Below are 13,647 nucleotides of genomic sequence, written 5' to 3'. Positions count from 1 at the left end.
TTTACTTACCCTTTAGTTCATTCGATATTGCTTGTTCAATCATATTAGCCCAAAGGTTATATCCCTTAATTTGCTCTTCTAACCAATCATGCTTGTTATAAACTCCCATAACGCCACCTAAAACATGCCCTAGCATTTTTTCTGTTACATGAGACATTACTTCATTTTCTGATAGTCGAGTTACTAACGTTCGCCTAAAATCATGAGGAGTCCATTCTGGCATTTGATTATTGTCATTAAGTTTACTCCAAATACGCTTTGCAAATCGGTTAACGCTATGGGTTGTGATTGCTTTATCAGATTTTTGACCGGGAATGATAAAACCATCTTTACCGTAAATAAGAGCAAGTTGATCCAGTAGTTGCTTTGCTTTTATTGGTATTGGTCGCCTAATTGGTTTATTAGTTTTACTGATTTCAGATGGCACAGTCCACACACAAGCATCAAAATTGAAATGCGTCCATTTAGCTAATCGGATTTCAGATTGCCTTGCTCCAGTTAAAATTAATAGTTGTAAGCATATTTTGTTAGCTGGACTAGCCTTAGCCCTTTCAATTTCTAGCCACGTTTTGGCTACTTCATCTAAAGATAATACGCGACTTCCGATAGAAGATTTTTCACCAACATCTTTGATTAGCAAATTCATTACTGGTGAGCCATCAACCAATCCACGGCGAATACACCAACTTAGCATCGTTTTTAATCGCCTAAGCGCCGTACCAGCCATTTTGGGGCTACTTTTATCAGCTATTTCATCGAAGTATCTAAGCCAATCCTTAAGGGTTATATCTTCGACAGGTTGCGGGAATTGATTTTTAAAATACTTTTTCACTGTATGTTGATAAAGGATTCTAGTTTGATCCTTTAAGGTGCGATTTACATATTTTGTTATCCATTCGTCTGCGCATTCATCGAGTGTTGGTCGCCCTTGGGTATTCACTTTTTTACGCTTTAGCTCGGAAGCAGGGTTTCGACCTTCTGTAAGCCAATTACGTAATTCTGGAATCTTATTTCTAGCGTCTTCTATGCTTAAATCTGGATATCGACCTAGTTTTAATCGAGCTGCTTTGTTATTAAAGCGATAACGATATTGCCATGTTATAGTGCCATTTTTGGAAACGCGCACACTTAGCCCATCGCGGTCAGAAATCACAAGTTCATTTTCTTGTGATTTACTGAGATATTTTCTAAGTTTTGTATCAGTTAATGCCATAATTTATTTTTGGTACACACATTGAATTAACATTGGTACGCGCATTGGTACAAATTATTAATGAATTAGTAAGAACTTGTATGAACAATGATAAACAATTGAAACTGAACCAAGCCTTAACAGATAAGGCTTTACCTGCACTTGGCGAACTTCAATGAACAACCAAAAACAAGCTTCTATTTATTGGCACGATTATGAAACATGGGGTGCAAACCCTCAAAAAGATTTGCCTTGCCAATTTGCAGGTATAAGAACCGATTTGGATCTTAATATCATTAGTGAGCCTTTAATGATTTATAGCCAAATTCCGAACGATTGTTTACCGCAACCAGAAGCGTGTCTAATAACTGGAATTACCCCACAAAAATCCATTCTTAAAGGGACAACAGAAAAACAATTTATTGATAAAATCCATGACGAATTTTCAAAGCCTAATACCTGTGTAGCTGGATACAATAATATCCGTTTTGACGATGAAATCACGCGCTACACCTTATATAGGAACTTTTACGACCCTTATGCTCGTGAATGGAAAGATGGCAACAGCCGTTGGGATATCATTGACTTAGTGAGAGCGTGTTATGCATTAAGGCCTGAAGGCATAGAATGGCCTTTAAACGATAAAGGTTTACCGAGTTTTAGGTTAGAAGATTTAACTAAAGCTAACAGTATTGAGCATCAAGACGCCCATGATGCCATGTCGGATGTTTACGCCACTATCGCAATGGCTAAGCTAATTAAACAGCACCACCCGAAGCTGTTTGACTATGTATTTGAGCTAAGACATAAAAACAAAGTTCTGGAGTTGCTGAATTACAACCAACTCACTCCACTTGTTCATATTTCCTCTAAAATCTCATCAGAATATGGCTGCTGCACCTGGATTGTTCCAATTGGCGTTCATCCACAAAATAAAAATGCCATTATTGTGTTAAACCTTGCGCTGGACCCAAGTCCACTATTTGAACTCTCAGCGAATGAAATTAAAGAACGACTCTATACGCCAACAGCTTTACTGGCAGAAGGAGAACAGCGTCTACCTGTTAAATTAGTTCATATAAATAAATGTCCTATCTTAGCGCCTGCTAAAACCTTAACCGCAGAAAACGCGGAGCGACTAAACATCGATAGACAACAGTGTCTACAGAACTTACAAATCATCAAAGATAATGTTTCATTAGTAGATAAGTTAACAGAGGTGTATAACGGTGAGCGCAGTGCGATCGATGTTGACCCTGAACATGCGCTTTATTCTGGAGGCTTCTTCAGTAAAAATGATAAAAATCTGATGCAGCAAGTTGTAACATCAGATGCTCAAGGGCTAACAGCGACAGACTTTCCTTTTGAAGACGAACGTTTACACACACTATTATTCAGATATAAAGCGCGTAACTTTCCTGAAACCTTAACAGATACAGAGTTACAAAAGTGGCAACGATACAGAGAGTTTAAATTTTTAGATAGTGATTCAGTAGCCAGTATAAACATGCCGGACTACATGAGGTTACTTGAAGAACTCTATGAAAAACATGCAAACCAACCAGATAAGTTAACCATACTTAAGGCATTACATGATTACGCTATTAAGCTATAAAAAAGATTGCCAATTGCACTGCACTTTTCTAATGTAAGCATACAATAGGTCGATACAGTTTTAGTCAATAATAATTAAAATCTATACATAATTTGTTTATGTGAATAGATAAAGGCGAATAAATGTTAGGTGTAAATTTAGCTCTTGATGAAAGTGGTGTGTATTTAAACATTACTATTAGTCCTAAACTAGTTGAAAAAAAACTAGATGTGCAAACTATATACGGACAGATAAATAAGAGTGAATATAGCCAGTTTTTTATACTAGAAGAAAGCATTATTGATGTCGTAGCTGCTTATAACAACGCCTTACAAAAAAACAATATGGCCACTATTTCTTTTCGTATTGGTGAGCGTAAAGATAGTAAAGTACAGTGCAAAATATTAGAAGATCAACTTTCTGTGCTCCTCAAAGTAACCTGCGGTTATGGCGGTAAGATACCTACCAGCAACTCATTAAGAAATATTCTAACTAAAAATGGGGTCAAAAGAGGAATTAGTCGTAAACGTATAGATGAGTTGGCGCTGAAGTGCTCTAGGGCAAATAATGGCGAAGAATTCCAATCGGTAGTGGCAATTGGGCTTCCTCCAAGAACCGGTAAAACTTCCAAGCTAGTACCTCTCGTACCTAATGCCTTAGAGCGTATATTGACACCACAAAGCGCAAGCGGCGCTCGCGTTGACATGCGTAATTTAGGGTCAATTATATCTGTAAAAAAAGGAGCAGAGTTATTAAGAAGAATGCCCCCTACTAAAGGCCGTGATGGTTACTTTGTTTCAGGAGAAGTGATTAAAGCCAAACCTGGTGAATGGTTAAAATTTAGAACAGGCGATGGCACAGTTATTAGTGACCATGATGAGAATTTACTCATTGCAGATATAACTGGCATGCCTAAATTTAAAGACCAAAAAATGTGGGTAGATGATATTTATACCTGTAAAGGTGTAAACGTTGGAACAGGTAACGTTAATTATGATGGCTCAGTGTTAGTCAATGGTGATGTTACTGAGAAAATGGAGATTTCAGCCACAGGCGACATCACGATAAATGGGTTTGTAGAGTCTGCAACGATTAAGGCTGGCGGAGATATAATCATTACCGAAGGCGCTATGGGTAAAGTTAATGAAAGCGCCACAGAGTATAGTACAAAGCTCATATCTAAAGGTAATGTTCATGTTCAACATGGGCAAGGTTTAGACATTTCGTGTAACGGTAATGTAACGATTGGTAGGCAATTAGCTCATAGTAAAGTACTTTGTAAGGGCAAGGTTACTGTTGGAGCCATTGCTAAACCTAACGGCAATATTTTTTCTTGTATTATCAACTGCAACGATGGTGTTTCTGCAGGAACATTTGGCGCAGTATCTGGTAGTAATTTAAGTATTGATTTTAGTGAAGGTTTTATTCGGTTAATAGAACGCAAAGAAACCTTAGACGAACTTGTAAAACAGCTAAAGCAAAATAGTGGACGTCATATGGAGAGGATAAAGCTTATAAATTCCAAATCAATTCCTAGAGATATGCAACAAAGGGTTGATGAAGCTAATCAATTATTTCAAAGTGAAACACAGTTATTACAATGGTTAGAAATTAAAGCCGCAGAAGTATTAAAAGCTAAAAACGATTATCAATCTAACATTCAAATTATAGCTAATAAACGTATTTATCCTGGGGTAATAATAAAACTTAACACTAAGAGCTGGCGACCAGAAAAAGAACTAGAGGCGACCAAAATATCTTATTTTGGTCATCAATGGAAAGTAGCACCAATTACTTAACTTTCTATATCCCCTGCAGTAACTTATGATGTTTGACTTTATTGTTTTTGAGAAATTGCCAAAAAGTATTTCCCTAGCCATAAATATGGCTCTTCACTACCGTATTTTAATTCCATAGTTCTAAGCTGCTCATACATTGAAACCTGTTTATCTAAATCTCTCAAATAATCGTGAAAACATCTAATCCCAGCTAGCTGCATAATATCCAATGGCAAGGTTTGTAAATATGATAAAATATACTTAGGCTTTTGTGGGTTATTAGGACTTAACCGCACCACGTTCTTTTTTGTCATTCCGCGTTCAACATAATCAAAATTTCCATAGAGTACATTGCCAAAAAGTTGCGCATCATAATTAAAGAAGGATAACGACAGATAACCATTCTTTTTGGTAAGAGCAACGAGTTTATTGATGACTGGAAGTGGGTCCTTTAGCCACTCTAATACTGCATGACAAATCACTAAATCATATTCAGTTGATTCGGGCAGTGATAAAATATCGGTGTGTGATAGAGTCAAATTAGCATGGTCACCTAAGTTTTCACTCGCCAGCTCTAAGGCTTCAGAAGATATATCTGTCAAAGTAACGTTATGGCCTAACCTTAGTAACGCTTCAGTCATTTTACCTGTCCCCCCTCCTGCGTCTAGAATATTTAGGGGGGCGTTATTGAGACCTATATTTTTTTGCAAATAATGAAGTAATAATTCATGGCGTAACTGACCTTTAGTCGAGCCATAAATATTCTTATTAAATTTGTTTGCTAAAGTATCAAAGCTTTGATCACTCGAATTATTTTCCATTTAAACTTTCCCTAAACTCAAGCGGGATTATGGACATCTATAAAAATAGATTCGATGCCCAAATGATTTTGTATATGCTCACCTAACGCTTTAGCACCGTACCTTTCTGTGGCATGGTGGCCACAAGCATAAAAATGTATATTCATTTCCCTAGCGATATGGATAGTTTGCTCTGAGACTTCGCCGGTTATAAATGCATCTATATTTTGATTTGCTGCCTGTTCAATATAGCCTTGCCCTCCCCCAGTACACCAAGCTATGGTGTTGATTTCATTTTTATCTGCAGGCTCATGTAGTGGCAGTTTATTAAGGCTTAAGTGAATTTTTTGATTCAACTCTTCAGGGGTAATGGGATGTGGAAAACGACCTTTCATTACTACGCTTTGAGAATTCCCCTCTTCAAGTGGTAATAGATCTATAATGCCCAAGCGCTTTGCTAACTGAGCGTTATTACCAAGCTCTGGGTGTATATCTAATGGCAAATGGTAGGCGTACAAGTTAATATCATGTTTTAAAAGGGTACTGATCCTTTTCTTTTTCATCCCAGTTAAACAGGGCGACTCACCTTTCCAAAAATAACCATGATGTACAATAATCGCGTCAGCCCCAACATCTACAGCTTGGTCAATTAGCGCTTGTGATGCAGTGACACCCGTCACTATTTTAGTAATACTTGTTTTACCTTCAACCTGAAGCCCATTGGGGCAAAAGTCTTTTATTTTTTCAGGTGTAAGTACTGAGTCTAGAAAGTTTGACAGTTGAAAGTTGGTAATATCCATTGAGTTTCCTAGGAGAAAAAACGAGCTAGATGCTTGAATTATCAGCAAAATTAGACATTATAATTAAAACACGGTATAAAAGCCGACCATATTTTTTATTTAATTATAATTATTTAGAAGGCAAAGACCTGATTATGAGTAAATTGGACAAAGACCAAGTCATCGCTGCATTTACGCAAGCCTACACAACTGCTAATGGAAAAGCTCCTGAAATCGAAGCAAAAGGGGGGTGGTATAGTGTCGATGGTGGTAAAAATATAAGACTCGCTGCGCTAAACGATATGATTTCTGAACTAGGCACATCGCCCAAAGAAGTCCCTGCTGCACCGAAAAAACCTACCAAGAAAAAAGCAGCACCGAAAGCCAAAACCTCTGGATTTTCAGTTAAGTCTTTTTACGCAACAAAAATCCAAACAGAAAATGAAGGTGTTAAACTTCCTCGCTGATTTTCTATTTTTTAAAGCCTCTATTATTGTATTGCTAGGGGCTTTAAAAAACGTCCTCGCTTGGCTATTTATAACCACAACTTACTAAGCTATTAAATTAAAAGCTAACAGCAATAGCTCTGATAGTTTACCCTAGCTTCAATCCTAATTTTTTAGCCATTCCATGAAGTTAATTAATAAATCCAACAAATTAGAAAATGTCTGTTACGAAATCAGAGGCCCAATCTTAACCGAAGCTAAAAAAATGGAAGATGAAGGGCACCGAATATTAAAACTAAATATTGGTAACCCAGCTCCATTTGGTTTTGAAGCCCCAGACGACATATTAAAAGATGTAATCCACAATTTACCCAGCGCTCAAGGGTACTCAGATTCAAATGGCATTTATTCTGCCCGTGTTGCTGTGATGCAGTACTACCAACAAAAAAATATTAAGCAAGTAAAGGTTAATGATATTTTTTTGGGGAACGGCGTTAGTGAATTGATAGTTATGGCAATGCAAGGGTTATTGAATAATGATGACCAAGTGTTATTACCCGCGCCTGACTACCCACTTTGGACCGCTGCGGTTAGTTTATCGTCTGGTGAGCCAGTGCATTATCGTTGTGATGAAAATAATGGGTGGCAACCGGACATTGAAGATATACGCAAAAAAATTACAGATAAAACAAAAGCCATTGTTTTAATCAATCCAAACAACCCCACTGGTGCGGTTTATTCTGTAGCAATTCTGCAGCAAATCATTGAGTTAGCCCGTGAATTCTCAATCGCAGTAATTAGTGATGAGATTTACGACAAAATTCTTTATGACGACGCAAAGCATCACTGTATAGCATCTCTTGCTGAAGACGTATTTTTTATCACGCTAGGAGGCTTATCTAAAAACTATCGCATCGCAGGCTTTAGGGTGGGATGGTTAGTCGTAAGTGGCAATAAATCTATTGCCAATGGATATATTGAAGGGCTAAACATTCTGTCCTCTATGCGTATGTGTGCAAATGTACCAAGCCAACATGCAATTCAAACAGCATTAGGTGGTTATCAAAGTATTAATGAGTTAATTAGTCATGATGGCCGTTTAAAAGTACAACGAGACATGGCCACTAAAATGCTAAATGCCGTTGATGGCCTAGAATGTATATTGCCCAAAGGTGCCATGTATTGTTTTGTAAAAGTGGATGCTGATAAGTTCAATATCACTGATGATGAACAAATGATATTCGATTTATTAAAAGCCGAAAAAATACTCCTTGTTCATGGTTCGGCTTTTAACCTAAATGAAGGCTGTTATTTCAGGTTGGTATTTTTACCCCATATAGACATACTTAAACCTGCACTAGAAGCAATAGCAAATTTCTTTAAAAGTTATAAACAGATTAATTAAACAATGAAGCAAGTTACTCCAAACAAAAGTCATTTTTTCGCACACTTATCACGGATGAAATTGATAAACAGATGGCCATTAATGCGCAATGTAAGAACTGAAAATGTTCAAGAGCATAGCCTACAAGTTGCCATGGTGGCTCATGCACTAGCCCTTATTCGTAATAAATACTTTGAGGGAGACTTAGATTCAAACCAAGTAGCGACTATAGCTCTATTTCATGATGTATCTGAAGTAATAACTGGGGACTTACCTACCCCAGTGAAATATTCAAATCCTATTATTCGGGACGAGTACAAAAAAATAGAAAAGTTAGCCGAGCAAAAATTAATTAATATGGCCCCTGATGAGTTTCGTGATGACTATGCTCAGTTAATCGACCATCATAATCACAGTGATGATATTGGGTTTATTGTTAAGGCAGCCGACGTAATCTGTGCTTATCTTAAAACTCTCGAAGAGTTGTCTGCTGGCAATGGAGAATTTGAATTAGCGAAAAAAAGGCTAGATAAAATGCTTACCGCCTACCACTCTCCAGAAGTTGATTACTTCATGAAAGCATATATACCCAGCTTTAGTTTAAGTTTAGATGAGATCACTCAAGAAGATTGATTGCTTAAACAAAGCTAGTCCTTTAATCGTTGATGCCGGGTGTGGGTTTTAAATTCTCCCAATGTTAAGTATTCTCTAAACAACTTATTTTAACAGTATTCTGAAGGTAATAAACTCAATGAATGTATGGACTACACGCCGACACGGCCAAAGAATTCATCGTGATGGTGATCACCGCACCCCTTTTCAACGTGACAAAGCCCGTATTTTACATTCAGCAGCATTTAGAAGGTTACAAGCGAAAACTCAAGTATTAGGCGCAGGTATGAGTGATTTCTATCGTACCCGATTAACCCACTCTCTAGAGGCATCACAAATAGGCCAAGGGATAGCCGCACAACTATTTAGTAAATACCCTGAGTTAACCTCACGCCTAGAATTAAACGATACCCTAATTGAAGCATTGTGTTTAGCCCATGATATTGGCCACCCTCCTTATGGTCATGGAGGTGAAGTTGCTTTGCACTATATGATGCGTGACCATGGCGGTTTTGAGGGTAATGGCCAAACATTCAGAATTGTCACCAAGTTAGAGCCGTATACTGCATCCCATGGTATGAATTTAAGCAGACGCACTTTATTAGGATTAGTGAAATATCCTAATTACCTAGACAATTTAAGCAACCAACCAGAGTTGCTTGGCGCTAACTCACACCGTGAAGTTAAAGCAAGTGAATGGCACCCACCTAAGGGCTTATACCAGTGTGATAGTTCATGGTTTGAATGGTTAATTGAAGTCTTCTCTGATGCTGACCAAGCGCGTTTCATTGAATATAAAAGTAACAAAGATAAGCATCATAAGACTCAGTTCAAATCATTTGATTGTTCAATCATGGAGCTAGCTGATGATATAGCCTACGGCATACATGATTTAGAAGATGCCATTGTAATGGGTATTGTCAATCAGCAGCAATTTCATGAAGAGGTGGTTATTCCATTACTAGATATGCAAGATTGTTGGTTGTGTGACAATATTGAAGCTTTAAGCGATAACCTATTTAGTCAGCAGCATCATAGACGAAAAAATGCAATTGGCGCTTTGGTCAATTGTTTTGTTACCCACATAGAAATTACAGAGTTATGTTCGGAGTTTGACCATGACCTATTGAAATATAACGCAGTGTTCCCCGCTATTTATCAACAAGCTTTAGCACTTTTTAAGGGCTACGTTTTCAAACGAGTGATACAAAAGCCTGAGATTCAATTAATTGAATATAAGGGCCAGCAAATCGTGATGGAATTGTTCCAAGCCTTTGCTTCCGATCCTGCTCGCTTATTACCAGACAATACCCGTAAACGTTGGGTTATTGAAAACGAAAATAATAATGGCCATAGAGTGATTGCGGACTATATCTCAGGTATGACAGATGGATTTGCGGCCAAACTATATAGCAGTTTATTTTTACCCGCTTCTAGTGGTGTTAATGACAAAATAAGCTAATAAACCCTCTGTGATAAAAACGTGATGTAATTTATTTGAAGTTTCACTGTCTTACTATGTAACTCCACTGCTTTTATTAGGTGAAATTTATAATGTTAATTCGTACTCCAAAACCAAGTGAGCTTAAAGAAAATCAGGTAACTGACCAAACTGTCTATAATAATAGGCGTAGTATTCTTAAGGGCTTAGGATATTTGGGTGCTGGCACCTTACTGGCAGGTAACAAGGCAAATGCGTTTAACTTATTTGGTACTGAAGATAAGACCCCATTTCAAACCAAGGCTTTATCCTTTTCACAGTCCGCACCTGAAAACGAACAACAAATTCTCACCCCTGAACAAAAAGTCATAACACATAATAATTTTTACGAGTTCGGTACAGGTAAATCAGACCCGGCACAAGAAGCGCAAAATTTTAAAGTTGATCCTTGGACATTAAAGATAGAAGGTCTAGTAGAAGAGCCAATAACCCTTGGGTACGATGACCTCTATAAAACATTTGATTTAGAAGAGCGTATTTATCGACTTCGCTGCGTAGAAGCTTGGTCAATGGTAGTGCCTTGGATTGGATTTCCTCTGTATAAACTATTACAAAAAGCTAAACCCTTAAGCTCAGCTAAATATGTAGCCTTTGAAACCTTATATGATCCTAAAAAAATGCCCGGCCAAAAAAGTCGATTTTCTGGCGGAGGCTTAAATTACCCATATGTTGAAGGTTTGAGGTTAGATGAGGCAGCTCATCCGCTAACCTTAATGTCCGTTGGATTATATGGGAAAACCTTACCACCACAAAATGGTGCGCCTATTCGTTTAGTTGTGCCATGGAAATATGGCTTTAAAAGTATCAAGTCAGTGGTATCTATTCGTTTAACCGACAAAATGCCTCCAACAACTTGGAATAGGTTAGCGCCGTCAGAGTATGGCTTCTATGCCAATGTTAATCCTCAAGTTGACCACCCCAGGTGGAGTCAAGCGAGCGAGAGGTTAATTACCACTGGGAGTTTGTTCAATCGTAATAGAGTTGCCACACAGATGTTCAATGGTTATGAAGATGTCTCGCCTCTTTATAAAAACATGGATTTAACTAGGTACATCTAATTGTTTCGATTACATAAAAACCACATCTTATGGTTAAAGGTGTTTATACATTGTGTCGCACTCATCCCATTAGCAAGCCTGTATTATGAGGCTTTTACCGATAGACTAGGGGCTGACCCTGTACAAGAAATCCTGCACTTTACCGGAATAGGAGCGTTTAATTTATTGCTGTTGTCTTTGCTTGTATCCCCTGTCGCTAAAAAGTTAAAGCAAGGGAATTTGATAAGTATACGCAGACCGTTAGGCCTTTATGCATTTACGTATGCCCTATTCCACTTTTTAAGTTATATCGCTTTTGACTTACAGTTTGCATGGCAACTATTGTTATCGGAAATACTTAAACGCCCATATATTTCGGTAGGCTTTTTAAGTTTATTGATATTGACTGCATTAGCGCTAACGTCCACTAAATTTATTCAACGTAAACTTGGGCGCAGGTGGCAAAAGTTCCACAACTGGGTGTATCTAGCCCTACTCACAGTAAGCTTGCATTACTTTTGGTCGGTTAAATCAGCCTTATTACAGCCAATTATTTATATTTGCTTTGCCATAATTTTACTATTTTTGAGACGCAAAAAACTCACTAAAAATCTAAAACGCCATAATTAGCTCAGATAGATTATAAAAAAAACACTTGCATGTTTTTTTATACAGTAATACTGTATATCCAACCACTGTATATATAATCACTAAAATGAGTTTATTATGGCTAGCTTACATGCATTTACACCAATAAAAAAAACAATCTCTAGGTTACCTGTATCTTCTGAAGAGTTGCAGATGTTGAACGAAATGGATTTTACATCATCATTCAAATGGACTTATCTAATTGCAGATAACATGCAATTTAGTGAAAAACGCCCTTACAGCATTAGATTGCCAAAACCAGATAACAGTACATTAGTTAGTTGGATTGAAAAAATTGTATCAGGTAAGGAGTGCGCCAATCTGTTTATAGAAGAACTTTCCCTAGATGAAGTTACCTACAAGCGTATTAAGCAGCTTTGTTTAGATAATCAGGTTACTTTAGTTAATTTATATCAGCAGCACAGCAGCCAACTTAATGTTATTAAAGGCCCTTGGTAGAATATTTAGACTAATGGTTGAATACTATTGACGCAGCGATAAGTGTTAGCCTAGGCTAGTTGCTTTGTTAGTAATGAGATGTATATATAAGTGTCACTAAATAATAAAAGCTGTTTTTGTTGCAGTGAGTTACCTTTTGAAAAATGTTGCCAACCAATGGTAAAGGGTGAGCAAAAAGCAAGTAACGCAGAAGTATTAATGAGATCTCGCTTTACTGCTTACGTGTTAAAAGACTACTCATATATTTTAAACACCTATGCAGAAGCACAACGGCTGCAACTAACAGTTGAAGAACTATCGCAAAGTGCACAAAGCACCGACTGGTTATCTCTTCAAGTTGTTAACCATAGAGCTGAGATAACATCATCTCAAGTAGAGTTTAAAGCTTATTACAAAGCTGATAACTGTTTTTATGTGATGCATGAATTATCTGACTTTATTTTAGAAAAAGATAATTGGCGCTATACCACAGGTGAGATGCTCGAAAGCTCTGGTGAAATAAAACCAGAACGTAACAGCCAATGCTTATGTGGTAACGGCAAAAAGTTTAAAAAGTGTTGTGGTAAATAATCAGTACAAAATCAAAAAAGGCTCAATAAGAATTGAACCTATGTCTATTCTAGTATTTTAAATATCCGGCTTTATGTATCTTTTTCAATGGCGAATAACTCGTAAAAGTTCTGTGTAGTCACTTTAGCCAACTCATCAACACTGATACCTTTAAGGTTTGCAATAAACTCTCCTACCTCTCTTACAAAACCGGGCTGATTGGGTTTACCTCGATAAGGCACCGGCGCTAACCAAGGTGAGTCAGTTTCAATAAGCAGTTTATCTAATGGTATTTTTTTGACGACTTCCTGTAATTCTGTAGCTGTTTTGAAGGTGACAATTCCTGAAATAGAAATATACATTCCTAATTCAATTGCAGCTTGGGCCATTTCCCAGTCTTCAGTGAAACAATGTAGTACACCTTTCGTTTCGGGTAACTTATGTTCTTTAAGTAACTCAATGGTATCTTGACGTGCGTCTCTAGTATGTATTATTAGGGGCTTCCCCAGTTCATTCGCGACCTTGATATGATCAATAAATGAAGACAGTTGAACTTGTTTGGTTTCAGCACTATAAAAATAATCTAAACCAGTCTCTCCTACGGCAACCACATTGGTGTTGTCGGCCATAGCGAGCAAATCATCGTAACTACAGGCATCTTCTTGATACAAGGGATGTACTCCGCAGGATATAGAAACATCATCAAAGCTAGCTACAGTATCAGCCATAGCGGGAAAGTCTTTTACTGATACAGCTACACATAAAAAGTGCTCTACCCCACGATTGCGGGCAAACTGCAGGATTTCTGATAATTGTTCATGGTTTTTATCTAATCTATCTAGATGACAATGGGAGTCTACAAACACAA

Annotated in this window: 14 protein-coding genes; 10 read left to right on the top strand and 4 right to left on the bottom strand. The window is 37.5% G+C overall.

Annotation, left to right across the window (positions count from 1 at the left end):
- Position 1: 1 nt before the first annotated feature.
- Positions 2-1,213: an integrase arm-type DNA-binding domain-containing protein gene (locus tag ABJE44_RS14765; protein WP_348111478.1), complete on the bottom strand. Its 1,212-nt coding sequence runs from the start codon at positions 1,211-1,213 to the stop codon at positions 2-4.
- A gap of 154 nt (positions 1,214-1,367) precedes the next feature.
- Here ABJE44_RS14765 and sbcB point away from each other — a divergent pair, with 154 nt between their 5' ends.
- Both sbcB and ABJE44_RS14755 read left to right on the top strand, forming a co-directional pair.
- Positions 1,368-2,807 (top strand): exodeoxyribonuclease I, encoded by a 1,440-nt coding sequence (gene sbcB, locus ABJE44_RS14760; RefSeq protein ID WP_348111479.1) that lies wholly within the window; start codon positions 1,368-1,370, stop codon positions 2,805-2,807.
- 122 nt (positions 2,808-2,929) lie between these two features.
- On the top strand, positions 2,930-4,585 hold the full coding sequence (locus tag ABJE44_RS14755) for a FapA family protein (protein WP_348111480.1): 1,656 nt from the start codon (positions 2,930-2,932) through the stop codon (positions 4,583-4,585).
- Between the two features lie 38 nt (positions 4,586-4,623).
- Here the strand turns inward: ABJE44_RS14755 and ABJE44_RS14750 are convergent, their stop codons facing one another.
- A complete protein-coding gene (locus ABJE44_RS14750) occupies positions 4,624-5,385 on the bottom strand; it encodes a methyltransferase domain-containing protein (RefSeq protein ID WP_348111481.1) in 762 nt (253 codons plus the stop codon).
- 17 nt (positions 5,386-5,402) lie between these two features.
- A complete protein-coding gene (locus tag ABJE44_RS14745) occupies positions 5,403-6,164 on the bottom strand; it encodes a Nif3-like dinuclear metal center hexameric protein (protein ID WP_348111482.1) in 762 nt (253 codons plus the stop codon).
- A 134-nt stretch (positions 6,165-6,298) separates the two neighbouring features.
- Between ABJE44_RS14745 and ABJE44_RS14740 the strand changes: the two genes are divergently transcribed.
- The 8 genes from ABJE44_RS14740 to ABJE44_RS14705 all read left to right on the top strand — a co-directional run bounded on the left by ABJE44_RS14740 (position 6,299) and on the right by ABJE44_RS14705 (position 12,800).
- Entirely contained in the window at positions 6,299-6,610 is a 312-nt protein-coding gene (locus ABJE44_RS14740) for a hypothetical protein (RefSeq protein WP_348111492.1), read from the top strand.
- A gap of 163 nt (positions 6,611-6,773) precedes the next feature.
- Positions 6,774-7,994 carry a pyridoxal phosphate-dependent aminotransferase gene (locus ABJE44_RS14735; protein WP_348111483.1) on the top strand — a complete coding sequence of 407 codons (1,221 nt, stop codon included), beginning with the start codon at positions 6,774-6,776 and terminating at the stop codon, positions 7,992-7,994.
- Between the two features lie 3 nt (positions 7,995-7,997).
- Complete coding sequence (yfbR, locus tag ABJE44_RS14730; protein ID WP_348111484.1) at positions 7,998-8,606, top strand: 5'-deoxynucleotidase; 609 nt, start codon at positions 7,998-8,000, stop codon at positions 8,604-8,606.
- A gap of 118 nt (positions 8,607-8,724) precedes the next feature.
- Positions 8,725-10,047, top strand: a complete 1,323-nt coding sequence (locus ABJE44_RS14725) for an anti-phage deoxyguanosine triphosphatase (RefSeq protein ID WP_348111485.1) — start codon at positions 8,725-8,727, stop codon at positions 10,045-10,047.
- A 92-nt stretch (positions 10,048-10,139) separates the two neighbouring features.
- Positions 10,140-11,144, top strand: coding sequence for a protein-methionine-sulfoxide reductase catalytic subunit MsrP (gene msrP, locus ABJE44_RS14720; RefSeq protein ID WP_348111486.1), 1,005 nt, complete (start codon positions 10,140-10,142; stop codon positions 11,142-11,144).
- Positions 11,145-11,753 carry a protein-methionine-sulfoxide reductase heme-binding subunit MsrQ gene (gene msrQ / locus ABJE44_RS14715; RefSeq protein WP_348120815.1) on the top strand — a complete coding sequence of 203 codons (609 nt, stop codon included), beginning with the start codon at positions 11,145-11,147 and terminating at the stop codon, positions 11,751-11,753.
- 96 nt (positions 11,754-11,849) lie between these two features.
- Positions 11,850-12,230 (top strand): hypothetical protein, encoded by a 381-nt coding sequence (locus ABJE44_RS14710; RefSeq protein WP_348109510.1) that lies wholly within the window; start codon positions 11,850-11,852, stop codon positions 12,228-12,230.
- A gap of 90 nt (positions 12,231-12,320) precedes the next feature.
- Positions 12,321-12,800 (top strand): YchJ family protein, encoded by a 480-nt coding sequence (locus ABJE44_RS14705; RefSeq protein WP_348109512.1) that lies wholly within the window; start codon positions 12,321-12,323, stop codon positions 12,798-12,800.
- Between the two features lie 71 nt (positions 12,801-12,871).
- Here the strand turns inward: ABJE44_RS14705 and ABJE44_RS14700 are convergent, their stop codons facing one another.
- Positions 12,872-13,645 (bottom strand): YchF/TatD family DNA exonuclease, encoded by a 774-nt coding sequence (locus ABJE44_RS14700; protein ID WP_348109514.1) that lies wholly within the window; start codon positions 13,643-13,645, stop codon positions 12,872-12,874.
- Positions 13,646-13,647 lie beyond the last annotated feature (2 nt).

Source organism: Paraglaciecola sp., from assembly GCF_039942875.1.
Classification (GTDB): Bacteria; Pseudomonadota; Gammaproteobacteria; order Enterobacterales; family Alteromonadaceae; genus Paraglaciecola.
The sequence above is the reverse complement of the archived record's forward strand: the minus strand, read 5'-3'. Positions and strand labels throughout refer to the sequence as shown.

What these genes read in the sequence shown, in the direction of transcription:
- ABJE44_RS14765 (WP_348111478.1), bottom strand. Translation starts at nt 1,213, where the DNA reads ATGGCATTAACTGATACAAAACTTAGAAAATATCTCAGTAAATCACAA.
- ABJE44_RS14725 (WP_348111485.1), top strand. Translation starts at nt 8,725, where the DNA reads ATGAATGTATGGACTACACGCCGACACGGCCAAAGAATTCATCGTGAT.
- ABJE44_RS14755 (WP_348111480.1), top strand. Translation starts at nt 2,930, where the DNA reads ATGTTAGGTGTAAATTTAGCTCTTGATGAAAGTGGTGTGTATTTAAAC.
- yfbR (WP_348111484.1), top strand. Translation starts at nt 7,998, where the DNA reads ATGAAGCAAGTTACTCCAAACAAAAGTCATTTTTTCGCACACTTATCA.
- sbcB (WP_348111479.1), top strand. Translation starts at nt 1,368, where the DNA reads ATGAACAACCAAAAACAAGCTTCTATTTATTGGCACGATTATGAAACA.
- ABJE44_RS14740 (WP_348111492.1), top strand. Translation starts at nt 6,299, where the DNA reads ATGAGTAAATTGGACAAAGACCAAGTCATCGCTGCATTTACGCAAGCC.
- msrP (WP_348111486.1), top strand. Translation starts at nt 10,140, where the DNA reads ATGTTAATTCGTACTCCAAAACCAAGTGAGCTTAAAGAAAATCAGGTA.
- ABJE44_RS14735 (WP_348111483.1), top strand. Translation starts at nt 6,774, where the DNA reads ATGAAGTTAATTAATAAATCCAACAAATTAGAAAATGTCTGTTACGAA.
- ABJE44_RS14745 (WP_348111482.1), bottom strand. Translation starts at nt 6,164, where the DNA reads ATGGATATTACCAACTTTCAACTGTCAAACTTTCTAGACTCAGTACTT.
- ABJE44_RS14710 (WP_348109510.1), top strand. Translation starts at nt 11,850, where the DNA reads ATGGCTAGCTTACATGCATTTACACCAATAAAAAAAACAATCTCTAGG.
- ABJE44_RS14750 (WP_348111481.1), bottom strand. Translation starts at nt 5,385, where the DNA reads ATGGAAAATAATTCGAGTGATCAAAGCTTTGATACTTTAGCAAACAAA.